Source organism: Ruegeria sp. CDSB113 (genome assembly GCF_059611045.1).
In genome coordinates this window covers 13,092-25,887 of record NZ_JBXWOU010000015.1, presented here as the reverse complement: position 1 = coordinate 25,887, position 12,796 = coordinate 13,092, and the positions used below count along the sequence as shown (strand labels likewise).

Genomic DNA, 12,796 nt, shown 5'->3' with positions numbered 1-12,796 from the left:
AAGTGGCTGAACACTGATTGCCATATCTGACGTCGGCAATTTTGCCAAACGCTGCGTACAGGTGAAGGCCCGGCCCGTCATTTTTGCCGTTCGTTGCAAGCACGAAACCGGGGCTGGTCAAATTCACACTACGCGTAAAAAACCAGACATTCTACTTGCCATGTTATAAGTCTGGTTACAGGTCTCTGCTATCTGCCCGTCGCATTCGACACTGCACAACTGACATGTCTACAAATGATAGTTTATCGACGAGGTGTTCGGAGTAGCCGGACTCGTCCGGCAATGTCGGCAATGAGTACCAGTATGCGCCCAGCGGTGGAATTGATCTTTGCGCAACTAAATGTGGAACCCAATCGCGGGCAGCCGTCAATCACGCAGAACCGCCTGCGCTAAAATTAACTTTCTACCTATAACACAGATATCGTTGCTGGACGCTTACTACGTGAAACAAAGCGGCGAAATACAATCGTTACCCGCCAAAATAGTTTGCGCGCTGATTTTCAATGGTGGATTTCTATGTGCAGCCTTAGGAAGAACGTCTCTTGATGATTTCCAGAGTTGCGGCGGCAAGCTCTTAACTGCCTACAAAAAGTTATCGTGTCGCGACACACTATTTGAGGCATTCAAGGGTATTTCTTTCCGGTCATGGATCAGTTTTTCCAAGCTTTCATCGGCGGGAAAAAACAGTCAATCTCACGAAGTACTGAACGGAGGCGTTTATTACGGGGCAGTCAACACCTGTCTGGAAGGGCTAGACGCTCAAAGGCCTGGTTCCCTGGGCAATCGTCTTTCTCGCTCTTTTCGCAACTGAGAGACGCCTGGCGTTGGTGAATATCCTTTGACGAGAATTCACGCCCCTGTATGGTTTTCGAGCATCGCGATTACCTCTATCTCAATCACCATGTCTTCGTAGACCAGATTGGGCACCGGGATGCCTGTCGTGGTTGGGCCGGGTGAGGTGTAGGAATTGGATCGGATCAGCAGGTTTTCGTGTAGCGCTTCTGCTGACGCGCTGCCTTGATAGAAGGTGGTGACCTTGACAACATCGTCCAGGGTGGCGCCAAACTCATCCAACACGCGAGCCACGTTTTCCATTGCGATACGGGTTTGGGCGATCATGTCGCCAGGTTCCAGCACCTTTGCCTGCTTGTCCAGTGCCACCTGGCCGCCCACATGGATGACCTGGCCAGCGCTGACTCCGTGTTTGTACGGCAGTGCGGCGGTCCAATTCCAATGCCCGTCAGGCCAGGCATGGTGGATGCGACGTGCTCCGGGGGCACAGGCGGTGGCGGCGATGCGTGTGGTCAGCCCGTCATGGGGAAAGGCAGGCACAGGAATGCCGGTGGGCACCGGGCCGGGATCAGGGAAGTAATCGGCACGGATGCGGGCCGAAACTTCCCAATCTTCTGCTGTACCGTCGCCAAGGTAGAACGCGTTGACCTTGACCACATCTTGCATCCCTGCGCCTGCGGCCTGAAGTGCGCGAGAGAGACTCTCCATCATCAATTGGGTCTGTGCTACGATATCGCCGGGATGGGTGACTGATCCGTCGGCGGAGCGGGCGGTCATGTCACCGGTAAAGATCATGTCGCTGCATTTAACCACATGCGAGAAAGCCCTAGGCAGGGGTGATTGAGCATCGAGATGGTAATTCTGTCGGGGCAGAGCGCTGCCATCAGGAGCGCGCATGGCGACGCCTTCGATTTCGCACAGCATGTCAGGGTAGCAGAGTTCAGGCAGGTTGATCAGATTAACCACTGGTTTAACCTCATGTCCGATGATGTCGGCCAGTAGGTTCAGCATCCGGACCTCGTCACCCGCGTCACCGACGTAATAGACAACCAGCCGCACCAGATCGGTGAATCCCACGCCAAGGTCGGTCAGAAGATCATGCATATAGGCCATCGAATTGCGCACCTGCGCATCCAGATCACCGATGTTGCGTACAGCTCCCTGGGCATCCAAATCCACCTGCCCGCCAGTAAAGACCATGTCGCCCGCACGTACTGCATGGTGGTGAGTCAGCTTTACCGGCCAATCCCAGTGCCCCTCGGGAAAACTGTATCGCCTGTTCATTGGGTGCCCCCTGGCTGTTTGATGCCTGTACGAGCGCACGTAATCATGAGGCCGAAGATCTGGCCAGTGGTTTCTGAAACACACATCTGACGAAAGTATGAACGTGCGGTTTGAGCCCCCGAGCGGCCGTTGATCACACTTTAACCTTTCGCTCTCGCATCAGGTCGCGAACCGCAGGTTACTGCATAGTTTCGAACTAGATTTGTGCACAACCATCCGATCATTTCTTGTACGGCTAGTGTGTATACCGAGAGGCTGACAGTAGTGGGGTCCCAAAAAGAAAACGCTAGCAAAAGCACTGTTAAGGATCAAAAAATGGGTGACCTGTCAGCCATTTTCTCGTTTTTCCATGAGTTACATTTGTTAGTCCAGTGGGAGTGTATGTATTTTCCGCAACAATCTTGAGTTGACTTAAATCTTTCGAGGAACCTAAATCTTACGAAGCAAGTTTTAGGTTCCGGGTAAGGTGTCGTATGCGGTTTTTTTCAAATAGGTTTTTTTCAGTTATCGCGGTTCTATCGGCATCTTTGACGAATGGTCCGTTGTTGGCACTAGAGATACAAGAACAGCAGGCTATTTCTGGCTGGGATGTAATAAAGGCGCAGACCAATAAGGACGGTTTATCCTGCCAAGCCGTTCGATGTGACAAACCAAATTGCAACCGGCGGTCAAATGCTTCTTTGTTTTTCTGGGGTTCGCAGAATCGGAACGCAATTACCCCCCAAGTCGGATTGGGTGAAGGTTTGCCGAAGGGGTTTACTGCCGAGCTTGAGGTGTCGGGGCGGACATTTGATTTCGTTCAGGACAAACCCCCTGGACCTCATCGGCTTGTCCCAAAAAATGAAAGCGATGACGCAAAGATTGTTCAGGCAATCAGTAAGGCAGCCGCGCAAAATGCGAAGGCGACAGTCTCTTTGAAATCGGAATTGGGAACTTTCCAAATCCCAATCAAAGCCACGCCCAAGGTTCTGCGCTTCTTTAGGTCGCGCTGTGGAATCCAATAATGCACACTGGTGTATTTTGGTTGTACAACTGCCCCTGAAAATTGCGCCCTTACCTGATCTTTTGGAAGAAAACTGGCTCGGCTGATCGCCTGTTTGGCTACTCAGTAAACCACATTCCATTAGGATCCGTCATATCTTCAGATCGAGGCGGGGCTTCCAAAACGGCCGGAAGAGTTCAATCTTCGGACATCGGTTCATCACAACTTTGAGGCCGGCATTCTCGGCGAGCTGGGCTGCTTTGTCGTCGTAGACGCCGATCTGTCCCCAAAGAACTTTGGCTCCGATCGCGATGGCCTTCTCGGCAAAGCCAAAGAGTTCTTCCTTGGGGCGGAAGACATCCACCATATCAACGGATTTGTCGATTTCTTCGAGTGAATGATAGACCTTCAGGCTCCTGATTTCCCTGACGTTCGGGTTAGGGTTCACCGGCAGAATGTCGTAACCAATTTCGCTGAGCTGTCGCAGAACGCCGTAGCTGAATTTCGTTTTGTTGGCGCTTGCACCAACCATTGCAATGGTTTTGACCGACTTCAGGATCTCGGCGAGATACTTGGGGTCGTAATCATACATACGGTCGATATCTGCTTCGGGCATCGGTTAACCTTCCTTCGGCGTCGCAATGTCTGCCTTGAGTTCGTGGGGTTTGAGCGGATCGAGGAACGGATTGCGGTAGAGCTTGTCATGGCTCTCAACCCCGATCTCCAACGTAATGTCGGACGTCGCGCGAGCCACGCAAAGGATTACGTAGCCGTGCGCGATCTGCCGATTGTTGAGCGCAACCTGTCGGCGCTGATCCACCGTGCCTGTTTTAAGTTTTGCGGCGCAGGTAATGCAGCCGCCGTATTTGCAGCCGAAGGGCAGATCAACACCCTGTTCGCGTAACGTGTCCAGAAGTGGGCGTCGTGCGTCCACCTCATATGTCGCGCCATCCCTGTTGGCGATCGTCACAGTATGCGTTGTCATAGCCAAATGTCGCTTGTACAATCACCGCCTGGATACCGGCTCTCGTGGCAGCGCGAGGGGCCATTTGGCTCTTTCCCAAAGTCCACGATGAAGTCCTCGTTGATCTTCATGCCGCCGTTTTCAGGATCGCAATCTATCATGACCATCACACCGCCTTTTTCGCGGATCTCGGGATAGAACTGGTTGTCCCAAGTCGAGAACAACGAGGTGGTGACATAGAGTCTGCGCCCGTCGAGAGAGAGTTGGAACATCTGCGGCCCACCGGCGACTTCAACCCCATTAACGGTTGGCGCTTTGCCCAAAAGCCCACCCATGAACACCTGGCCGGTCAGTTTGGGATTATGCGGGTCGGTGATGTCGTATTGGCGCATGTCGCCATGAAGCCAATTGTTGAGATAGAGGTATTTGTCATCCATCGAGATCAGGATCGCCGACATCACTCCTGGCAGAGGGATCGGCCATTCAGGGTGCATCTCATTCTCGACGTCGATGATCTTTTCCCATTGCCACTTATTCGCGTCGTCCTTCCACCAGTGAATGACGTTGGTCGACAGCGCGGCCCCACAAAACCCATGCGTGCTGTCTGGGTCATGGTGGAATTTGACCTCCAGCGGCAAAAGCCCGTCTTCACCTAGATAAAAGGTTTCAACAGGTTCGCGTTTTTCAAAATCCCAGAAATGCAACTCGCGCCCGTATTTCAGATGGCCTACTTCTTCCAGATCGAAGCCTGGCATAAAGGTGTTGGGCGCGGCCCATTCGGAACTCACCATCACGTTGTGACGGGGCTGGTACCAGAAATCATAACCGAACTTGATGCCGCCCATCGAGTTCTCCCAGCGGCCGACGATGTTGAACTCCTTGTCCAGATGCAGATAGCCGCCTGGAGCTTCGCCCTTGGCGTTTCCAAGAAAGGAAATGATGATCTCTGAGCCCAGACAATGCACTGTATGCGGCCCTGACAGATCGGCCTTCGCCTTAATCTCGGCCCCCTCGATAACCTTGTGCAGCCGCGGCGCGCGTGGGTCGGTGGCGGTATCGACGATGTGAAGGTTGTTAGAACGCACGCCGGGCAGGATCAGGTACTTTCGCGACATTGAGCCGTCGTCGTGACAGGACGAACATGCATTCCAGCCCATGTGATGAAGCTCATCCCCGATCCCCGGCATTTCCAGCCGGTGGATCACCTGAGAATAAGTCGGGCTTTCCGGGTCTACATCCACTGTCGCAAGATAGTCGGGCTTCTGAATGCCCGTGCCTGTATAAATGGCAATCGTGTAAAGAAACTTCTCACGCGGGGCCTGGATTGCCTCTTGCGGGCTGGCGTAGCCCGGTCCGCAACATGCACCATCCATCGTTGAACCCTCCCTTGATCGCAACAGCTGTATCGTATATCGAAAATACTATTATCGTATAGTGAGAAAAATGCATCTAGAACGTTTAGCGCTGATATTGGAAGTCGTAGGTCAAAAAGGGCGTGCGACAGTCGCGGAAATTTGTGCGCAATCCGATCTCCCCAAGCCAACTGCCTATAGACTGGTTCAGGATCTTGTTTCGTCCGGCCTGCTAGAGACCTCTGCACGCGGGGAGTTTGCCATTGGAACACGATTAAAGCGTATCACGCTAAGTGATCATTCTGATCCTGCGCTTCTGGAAGTGATTGCGCCGGTCCTGGCCAAGGGCGCCAGAGACTACGGGGCTGCGTTCTTTCTTTCCCGACTGCGCGGCAATTGGGTCGAGATCATTCACGTGGCCACGCCAGAAACGGGGGTGTCATATCTTCACCCGGGTGTGGGCAAGCGGCCCATGCACGCGTGCTCTTGCGCCAAGGCAATTGCAGCCCTTTCTCCAGAGTTGCTGTCTCATGACGAACTGAACGGGCAGCTCAAACGGTACACAGAGCGCACCATTACCAGCCGAAAAGAACTGGCAAAAGAACTCGATGCCATTCGGGCCAAAGGGTACGCCGAATGTGTCGAGGAGCTGGAAAGAGGTATAAGCTCTGTCGCAACAACATTGGGCAAAACGGGTATTGGTTCGACGTTGTCCATTGGCGCCACAGCGTCCGTTCGGGTGTTTACCCCTCCAATGCGGGTTAAAATCGGCCAAGCACTCATCGAAATGTCGCATGAGTTATCATCTGCCCTAGGATGGGATGGTGCAGACGCGAATATGAAATCCGCCTAGGTTAGTGTTGGCTAAAGCAGTGGAGAAGGTTCACGTCATCAGGCGGCGTCGAAACGTTTGATGCCATGAGGCGGGTTTGCGGGCGACTAAGGAGGCTGACTATGGACGATGGAATGCGCGGGGGATTCTTCGCTGTTAATGTCAAACCTGAGCACCGGCAGTCTTTTTTGAACGCCAGCATCTTTAAAGCGCAAAGTGTTGTCAGCGAAGAGGCAGAAGTTTTCCAGTTTCAGATCATGGTGGACATGGCAAATCCCAATCGGTTCTATTTCTACGAAGTGTTCCGGGACGAAGCAGCTGTTCAGGACCACTGGGACTCTGAAGCTTTTAAGAACTGGTTGAACACGGTCCAAACGATGTTGGATGGTGACATCGAAATTATTGCTCGGATGCGCTCGCTTTTTCCAACGACAAAAGGTTTTGAGGCCCAAAAACCGGGCCTGCTGCATTGGTGAAACTGACCGGACGTTTGAAATTTTGGTCGCTGTGAGAATGCGACCGGATGTGACGCTAGTCGGCTTTGGGCTCGTTGCATACGTACAATAAATTCTGCTCAACGTACGCCCTGCAGAGTTAGCCGACTGTCGCCCACGCCGCTACAGCTGACCCAAAAAACCTTAGCCCCCGCCGCATCACCTATTTGCAAACGCGGCAGGTTCCAACGAAACTTCCATCTATCTGAACTGACTTCGCCCGTTCTCAAAGGGTCCTTTCGGTGCGGTCAGCTTCGGCAATTGAGGCGTGGGGTAATCCTGCTTCCCACTTGTCGGTGGGATAACTCCATTCGGTGATTCACCAGACCGCCTGATCACGCTCTTGTCTCAAAAACGATTAGTCCCAGCGGTAATGGCTTCTCAACGAGGGTATGCTCCTTGACTCTATGTCGGCTTAGAACCACAAGGGAGTATTGGTGAAGTTTACTCGTTGTCGCGATGCTGCCGACTTCGGAGATCCAATGGCCTTCAAAATATCAGTAGCATGTCCCGTGACACAGTCGGAGGGGCGCTGGGATGTTCGAAAAGAACTCTCTACCGAAAAGGCTGCATTTTCGCCTGGCACGTTCCAGACGTTGTAGAGCCCAAGGAAGAAGGCGACAAATGGGCAGTTTATGGCTTGGAATCCGCGTGTTTGATGGCCGATAGATCTGGCAGAAAACCCAGCTCTGATCAGTCTGCATGCGAATGTTTGCGCAATGGATTGCGTTTGATCCTGACACTTATCGTTTTGTTTTCGCCAACGATTGTTCCAGCTCAGGGCGCGTCTGAAAATTCACAGGATGCCGGCGGTGCCGACGGATCAGTTTGTGACGAGGGTTACGAAAACAGGGACGGATCATGCCGAAGTGTAAACGCCCCTGTAAACGCGCATTTGACCGGCAGTTCCTATGGGCCAGGCTGGGAATGCAACCATGGTTTCCAACGTGTCGGGGAAAATTGTGAGGGAATAGAGGTTCCAAAGAACGCCTACCTCGCGTCAACGGGAGACCGCTGGAAGTGCAATCGCTTGTTCCGACGTGCCGGAGAAAACTGTGAAGAGGTGATTGTGCCAAATAATGGGTTTGTCGAATCCAGATTTGGCGTACAGGAATTACATTGCAACTGGGGATTTCGTAGGGAAGGTCAGGATTGTGTTGCAATAGATGTCCCAAAAAACGGCCGCCTGACAGACAAGACGAGTGTGGACGGTTGGGTGTGCCTCAGAGGCTACAGGGTTGCGGAAAGCGGTTGTGAGCCAGTGGGGCTTCCTGATCACGCTTATCTTGCGTCTGACACTTATTCAGGATGGAGATGCGAGCGGGGATTTCGGGCTAACCAAGGCAGATGCATGACGATAGTCGTCCCATCAAACGCTCACTTGAATCGTAGAGGCGATGGATGGGAATGCAATCAACCCTTCAGACGCCAGAACAATAAATGCGATGGAAACGTGCCGCGACAATAGGCTGTTGGAATGCAAAATCGCCTTACTATCCGGAAGGACCAAGCCGTGAATCTTAACTCGATTGACGAAAATCTAGGTAAAAGGCTCAAAGCCGAAAGGGCTCGCCGCCGGTCCTACGGGGTCAAATTGGTGATCGTGTCCGTGGTGCTCATCGCAGCGATAGCCGTTGTGGTGTTCGTTTGAAGCGCAAAAATGCCCCTCCCGTAACTCTTCAGGGTTCAAAGTCATCAGCACAAGGTCTGGAACAAAGATCGTTTCAGGATCGCAGTGTTCGTAAGTCGCGGAATGCCGATGTATCCGGTGTAATTGAAGAAGAGTACGGAAAGTACCTAATAAAAGCCGGTATTCTGAGCGGCAACAGTGTTGCGAGGGCATTCCCAAAGCCGCCCGCTAAAACGCAGGCCATGATTGCAGATGCTGTTGGTGAAACACCGGCATCGGCAATTGATGCGTTAAAAGAAGTTCTCGAAGCGCGTGACAGAAATCGCAGTGACCAACGCCGGTTGGAAGGAAACTCCGGCACCCTTGTTCCTGGTGAGCGAGAGTATATTGAAGCATTGCGTCAGATCAGGTTTACACCAGCACAGATCACCATACTCAAAGCACTTTCTATCGCCGGGAAGGAAGGTCTGACGGTTGGCCAATTGTCTCATGCGGCTGGTTACACGTCTCGCGAGGCGTCCATCAAGGTGTTCAAAAAAATAGGGTTAATGGTCGCGGAATATCTGGAGCTGGATCTTCCTGATCCCGGAACTGCGCAGAGTGATGGCGCTGTTCAGGTCCTGGCTTTTTCTCACATAGAAAGTGAAGACGAACCAGCAACTTGGGTCATGCATCAGGAACTGCGCAATGCTGTCCGTTCGGTTCTATGAGGTATGTATCAGTGTCCATTTTCCAAGAAAACGCTGAACCAGTTTAAATGCACGAAAGGTTGTGAAGGTAGATCATGCTAGAGAAAAAATCATATTCGCTCGAATTGATCTATGTACCTGTAAAGCGTGTAAAATCACTTGATAAGAAAAAAGTTATTACGCTGGCCGAAGATATCCTGAAAAATGGCCAGAAAACCCCGATTCAAATACGAGCAGACAACAAAAGGTTTGTGCTGATCGAAGGCCTTCACCGATTGGAGGCCATTCGTGCGCTCGGTGGTGATACCGTCGAAGCCTATCTGGTACGCGCCAGATTACACTGACGGCGTCGCTGGATTGGCAACCTCGCCGCAGCGGACAAGAACGTGCGGATCTCCAACCGCACCGCAGCACGCAAATCTGCACAGTTTCGGCAATTCCTTAGACCCGAATGCACGCTGTATATGCACGACGCAGCATCCTTAAATGACCTGTTATGTTTTGGGGCAAAACAAACCCGGATGAGTTTTCACCTGGAGGTACGATCGGATTGCTTTGGTTCTTCTTGCCTAAAATCATGTCTAAGCCCGCACTGGGTAGTATCAATCCGGTCTCAAACCTAATAAGCCTGTCTGGAACCAAAAGAGGACACCCAATGCCTAAATCCAAAAAACCTAAGGCAAGGCGCCCGGGTGCAAATCCCGTCAAGAAGCCTGCTTGGCATCAAGCGCTTAACGGCACTGCCGGACAACATGGGGAGCGACCAACTAAGACAGGCAAAAAGGCGCAGAACAAATCGGCATAGGTCGACTGCAAATTTGAAGTGACTTGGCGACATTGCGTATTGGACATCTTGGCCGCCAAGTACCCAATTGCGGGCATTCGCGACGGTGATGTTCAAAGCGGCTCATTCCAGACCTTGGTAATGCAGTCGAATCCCACGGCGCAGATTCGTCAAAGCAGACTTATGGCAAACGAGTACAAAAACTGTCTTTTATGCCAGAAATATGATCCATTGCAGCCAGGTTTTGTCGTCAATTATTGACTGTCTGTCGGGCGGCAGGCATTTCTGATAGCCGCTTGCTCAAAATCGATTGTAGCAGGCCCTGACAATCTCATTCAAAGGTGCACCCTTTGTTGCTGGAAATGCACGCCGTCGAAAGTAGAATTGCGACCGCAACGCTGGATGGGATCAAAGCCGCGCAGATGATTAGAGCGGGCCATTTTGGAGTCGCAATCGGCCCGATCAACCCGTTTGCGAAGCTAGCTAACTAGGACTGAAACTTCCACCGGCCTTCATTTACTAAAGAACTTTTGGACAAAGCCTAAACTAGATATTGAAAGGTTTTGGCTGCCCGATCCCGTTCGAGATGGTCAGGCGGCAATAACTCAACAGCGTGATTGAACAAGACCATCGGTTCATCAAGCGTCGGATCAAACCGATTTTGGGTCTCACGTCTCTCGATTTAGCTGCATCGACCCTGGCTGGCATCGAGCTGGTCAAAATGATCCTTAAAGGTAATTCACACCCGGTGTCTCGTCGTTTCAGCAGCTCGCCCAACTAGCTGGATAGTCGACTGAACAGTTCCATTTTGCAGCTCTAGAAGAATTTTGACAGACCCAAATCACATACGCCCGGTTAGAATCTTGACCAAGTCAGGTTCTGCTTTTTGGGTCTGCTCCAGATCCAAACTGTTTTGAACATGCAGGAGGTGATGACGAATGGCGTCTTCAGCGGATTGCGGGTCTCCGCTAACGATAGCATCGATAATAGATGCGTGTTCATCATCCGGGCAGGTTGAGGCTTGGTTTGTTCCGAACAGTGCTACGATCAATGAAGTTCGGGTTACCAATTCGCGTACAACGCGGGTCAGAACCGAGTTCTCATGGCACCTCGCCAGCTCGACATGAAAGGCACCCGAAAGGCTAATAATTTCGGTTCGGTCATCGTTTTTGCGCGCGACTTCTTCCTTCTCGACATGCGCGCGCAGGGTTTGAACGCCAGTTTCGCCAACGTCGCGTGCCAGTTCCCGCACGATCCCGGTTTCAATCATCAGGCGGGCAACAAAAACCTCGCGGGCTTCATCAGCACTGGGGCAGGCAACATAGGCGCCGCGATTAGACTGGAGGTCGACGATCCCCTGACTGCTGAGCAACAGCAACGCGCGGCGCACGCGCATGCGTCCGACGCCAAAGGTTTCACACAATGCCAATTCGCTCAGCTTGGTTCTGGGCGCGAGCTTTTGTTCCATGACGGCTGAATAAATCCGGTCGACGATCATTTGTTCGTCTGGATCGGTTCGCAAGGTGTCGAGCTTGTCTTCAGCTTGGTTTGTCATCTCGTTCCGTACCGGTGGAAGTGGTCTGAAAATTGTTAATAGCTGCAAGGTTTTCTTCTGACAATATATCGGAATTGCGTTGACAATATCAATGATACTGATGACAAAAAATGTTGACACAGATTGTTAACAATGCAGAACTTAACCCGTTCACCGGGATTCGACCGATGACACTGTCTGTTTTTGCAAGCGCTCGAAAGAGGCGCTGAGACCTCAGTAGGGAGGAAATAATGAAACGCAGAAATCTGATGAAATCTTCTGTTGCTTTGGCTTTGGTCGCATCCGTCCTTGGATCGACAGCCTGGGCCGAAAACCCGGTGCTGAAGATAGGCTTTGTTGGCGTGACCTCTGGTCCGGCGGCAGCCTGGGGTATATCAAATCAACGTTCGATGGAGGCGCGGGCCGACTGGATAAACGAATCCGGCGGTTACAAGATCGGAGACACCACTTACGATATCGAAATCGTTTCCTTTGATGACCAAAAGGACCCCAAGCGCGCGATCGCCGGTATGGAAAAGATGGCGCAAGAAGGTATCCACTATGTGGTCGGTCCCAACGTTGATGACGGTGCTGCAGCGGTGCGACCTGTCGCCGAAGCCCAAGGGATCATGTATTTCCCCTATGCTTTCCCGAAAGAGCTGTATTCGGCCCCGGCGTCAAACGCCGTTCTGGGCATGGTTGCGAACTATCAATCAGGTCCCGCGATCTACAAATACCTCAAGGATGAAAAGGGCGTAAACTCCGTTGCTTTTGTGGCCGCGAACGAATCCGATCCGCTGAGCCAACGGGATGGAGGTATCGAAGCTGCCAAGGCTTTGGGGCTTGAGGTTGTTTCTGACAACGTAACTTATCAGGTGGACACTACGGATTTCACTCCGGTTCTAACCCCCGTCATGCGCACACAGCCTGACTTGCTGGTCCTGTCCGGCGTTTCCCCGGCCAATGCCCCGCAGCTGATCCGTTCGGCGCGTGAACTTGGGTTCCAAGGCATTATCTCAACCGAAACTGCGCAGGATGCGACGGTTCTGCGCGAGGGGGCAGGAGACTTGGCCAACGGGTTCATTTCGGTTGGCGGCGCGTCGACGCCTGAGATTGCATCGGATGACATGAAGGAATTCGTCAAACGCTATACTGATATGTTCGGCGAATACAATGACGAGTCCAACACCAAGGTCTATGCGCTGGAGTACATTCTAGCGACGTTGAATGCGAACCCGGCCGGCATTGAAGATGTCGCGGTGTTCCAGACAACGATGGACACGTTCGAAGCCCCCAATCCCTTTATGAAGGGCGACGCAAAGATGCGCTATGTGGGGACAACGTCCTTTGGACAAAAGCGGCAGATTGCCGTTCCACTGGTCGTCAATGTCTATCAGGATGGCGCGTTTGAAACGCTCTTTGTTGCTGAAGTCGACTGAGGCAATACTCCCAACTCAGG

13 protein-coding genes and 1 pseudogene are annotated in these 12,796 nt (G+C 52.3%); 9 read left to right on the top strand and 5 right to left on the bottom strand.

The features are described from left to right. The first annotated feature begins 340 nt into the window (after positions 1-340). Positions 341-811, top strand: coding sequence for a hypothetical protein (locus tag AC2FIS_RS20080; protein WP_496775086.1), 471 nt, complete (start codon positions 341-343; stop codon positions 809-811). Positions 812-849: 38 nt separating this feature from the next. On the opposite strand, the gene AC2FIS_RS20075 is transcribed toward AC2FIS_RS20080, so the two are convergent. Further along, positions 850-2,076 (bottom strand): RidA family protein, encoded by a 1,227-nt coding sequence (locus AC2FIS_RS20075; RefSeq protein WP_496775085.1) that lies wholly within the window; start codon positions 2,074-2,076, stop codon positions 850-852. Positions 2,077-2,549: 473 nt separating this feature from the next. Here AC2FIS_RS20075 and AC2FIS_RS20070 point away from each other — a divergent pair, with 473 nt between their 5' ends. Next, the gene (locus AC2FIS_RS20070) at positions 2,550-3,080 is read left to right on the top strand and encodes a hypothetical protein (protein ID WP_496775084.1); all 531 of its coding nucleotides are present in this window, start codon (positions 2,550-2,552) and stop codon (positions 3,078-3,080) included. Between the two features lie 129 nt (positions 3,081-3,209). Here AC2FIS_RS20070 and AC2FIS_RS20065 read toward each other — a convergent pair whose 3' ends face one another. Genes AC2FIS_RS20065 through AC2FIS_RS20055 form a run of 3 tightly spaced genes read right to left on the bottom strand, consistent with a single transcriptional unit; the run spans position 3,210 to position 5,395 of the window. Then, positions 3,210-3,674: a CoA-binding protein gene (locus AC2FIS_RS20065; protein WP_496775083.1), complete on the bottom strand. Its 465-nt coding sequence runs from the start codon at positions 3,672-3,674 to the stop codon at positions 3,210-3,212. 3 nt (positions 3,675-3,677) lie between these two features. Continuing rightward, positions 3,678-4,043 carry a 2Fe-2S iron-sulfur cluster-binding protein gene (locus tag AC2FIS_RS20060; protein WP_496775082.1) on the bottom strand — a complete coding sequence of 122 codons (366 nt, stop codon included), beginning with the start codon at positions 4,041-4,043 and terminating at the stop codon, positions 3,678-3,680. Next, positions 4,040-5,395 carry a selenium-binding family protein gene (locus tag AC2FIS_RS20055; RefSeq protein WP_496775081.1) on the bottom strand — a complete coding sequence of 452 codons (1,356 nt, stop codon included), beginning with the start codon at positions 5,393-5,395 and terminating at the stop codon, positions 4,040-4,042. The genes AC2FIS_RS20060 and AC2FIS_RS20055 overlap by 4 nt, the downstream gene beginning before the upstream one ends. 70 nt (positions 5,396-5,465) lie before the next feature. On the opposite strand from AC2FIS_RS20055, the gene AC2FIS_RS20050 reads away from it, so the two are divergent. The 6 genes and pseudogenes from AC2FIS_RS20050 to AC2FIS_RS20025 form a co-directional block, all read left to right on the top strand. Then, entirely contained in the window at positions 5,466-6,227 is a 762-nt protein-coding gene (locus tag AC2FIS_RS20050; RefSeq protein WP_496775080.1) for an IclR family transcriptional regulator, read from the top strand. Positions 6,228-6,328: 101 nt separating this feature from the next. Continuing rightward, complete coding sequence (locus AC2FIS_RS20045) at positions 6,329-6,682, top strand: putative quinol monooxygenase (RefSeq protein WP_496775079.1); 354 nt, start codon at positions 6,329-6,331, stop codon at positions 6,680-6,682. Between the two features lie 1,665 nt (positions 6,683-8,347). After that, the gene (locus tag AC2FIS_RS20040; protein ID WP_496775078.1) at positions 8,348-9,040 is read left to right on the top strand and encodes a hypothetical protein; all 693 of its coding nucleotides are present in this window, start codon (positions 8,348-8,350) and stop codon (positions 9,038-9,040) included. Positions 9,041-9,114: 74 nt separating this feature from the next. Continuing rightward, positions 9,115-9,363, top strand: coding sequence for a ParB N-terminal domain-containing protein (locus AC2FIS_RS20035; RefSeq protein WP_496775077.1), 249 nt, complete (start codon positions 9,115-9,117; stop codon positions 9,361-9,363). Between the two features lie 509 nt (positions 9,364-9,872). Further along, a complete protein-coding gene (locus AC2FIS_RS20030; protein WP_496775076.1) occupies positions 9,873-10,064 on the top strand; it encodes a hypothetical protein in 192 nt (63 codons plus the stop codon). Positions 10,065-10,353: 289 nt separating this feature from the next. Continuing rightward, positions 10,354-10,592, top strand: a pseudogene (locus tag AC2FIS_RS20025) (DDE-type integrase/transposase/recombinase); the annotation flags it as partial. A 52-nt stretch (positions 10,593-10,644) separates the two neighbouring features. Here AC2FIS_RS20025 and AC2FIS_RS20020 read toward each other — a convergent pair. Continuing rightward, positions 10,645-11,358 (bottom strand): GntR family transcriptional regulator, encoded by a 714-nt coding sequence (locus AC2FIS_RS20020; RefSeq protein ID WP_496775075.1) that lies wholly within the window; start codon positions 11,356-11,358, stop codon positions 10,645-10,647. Positions 11,359-11,588: 230 nt separating this feature from the next. Here AC2FIS_RS20020 and AC2FIS_RS20015 point away from each other — a divergent pair, with 230 nt between their 5' ends. Beyond that, entirely contained in the window at positions 11,589-12,776 is a 1,188-nt protein-coding gene (locus AC2FIS_RS20015; protein ID WP_496775074.1) for an ABC transporter substrate-binding protein, read from the top strand. Positions 12,777-12,796: the final 20 nt, after the last annotated feature.

What these genes read in the sequence shown, in the direction of transcription:
- AC2FIS_RS20080 (WP_496775086.1), top strand. Translation starts at nt 341, where the DNA reads ATGTGGAACCCAATCGCGGGCAGCCGTCAATCACGCAGAACCGCCTGC.
- AC2FIS_RS20075 (WP_496775085.1), bottom strand. Translation starts at nt 2,076, where the DNA reads ATGAACAGGCGATACAGTTTTCCCGAGGGGCACTGGGATTGGCCGGTA.
- AC2FIS_RS20070 (WP_496775084.1), top strand. Translation starts at nt 2,550, where the DNA reads ATGCGGTTTTTTTCAAATAGGTTTTTTTCAGTTATCGCGGTTCTATCG.
- AC2FIS_RS20065 (WP_496775083.1), bottom strand. Translation starts at nt 3,674, where the DNA reads ATGCCCGAAGCAGATATCGACCGTATGTATGATTACGACCCCAAGTAT.
- AC2FIS_RS20060 (WP_496775082.1), bottom strand. Translation starts at nt 4,043, where the DNA reads ATGACAACGCATACTGTGACGATCGCCAACAGGGATGGCGCGACATAT.
- AC2FIS_RS20055 (WP_496775081.1), bottom strand. Translation starts at nt 5,395, where the DNA reads ATGGATGGTGCATGTTGCGGACCGGGCTACGCCAGCCCGCAAGAGGCA.
- AC2FIS_RS20050 (WP_496775080.1), top strand. Translation starts at nt 5,466, where the DNA reads ATGCATCTAGAACGTTTAGCGCTGATATTGGAAGTCGTAGGTCAAAAA.
- AC2FIS_RS20045 (WP_496775079.1), top strand. Translation starts at nt 6,329, where the DNA reads ATGGACGATGGAATGCGCGGGGGATTCTTCGCTGTTAATGTCAAACCT.
- AC2FIS_RS20035 (WP_496775077.1), top strand. Translation starts at nt 9,115, where the DNA reads ATGCTAGAGAAAAAATCATATTCGCTCGAATTGATCTATGTACCTGTA.
- AC2FIS_RS20020 (WP_496775075.1), bottom strand. Translation starts at nt 11,358, where the DNA reads ATGACAAACCAAGCTGAAGACAAGCTCGACACCTTGCGAACCGATCCA.
- AC2FIS_RS20015 (WP_496775074.1), top strand. Translation starts at nt 11,589, where the DNA reads ATGAAACGCAGAAATCTGATGAAATCTTCTGTTGCTTTGGCTTTGGTC.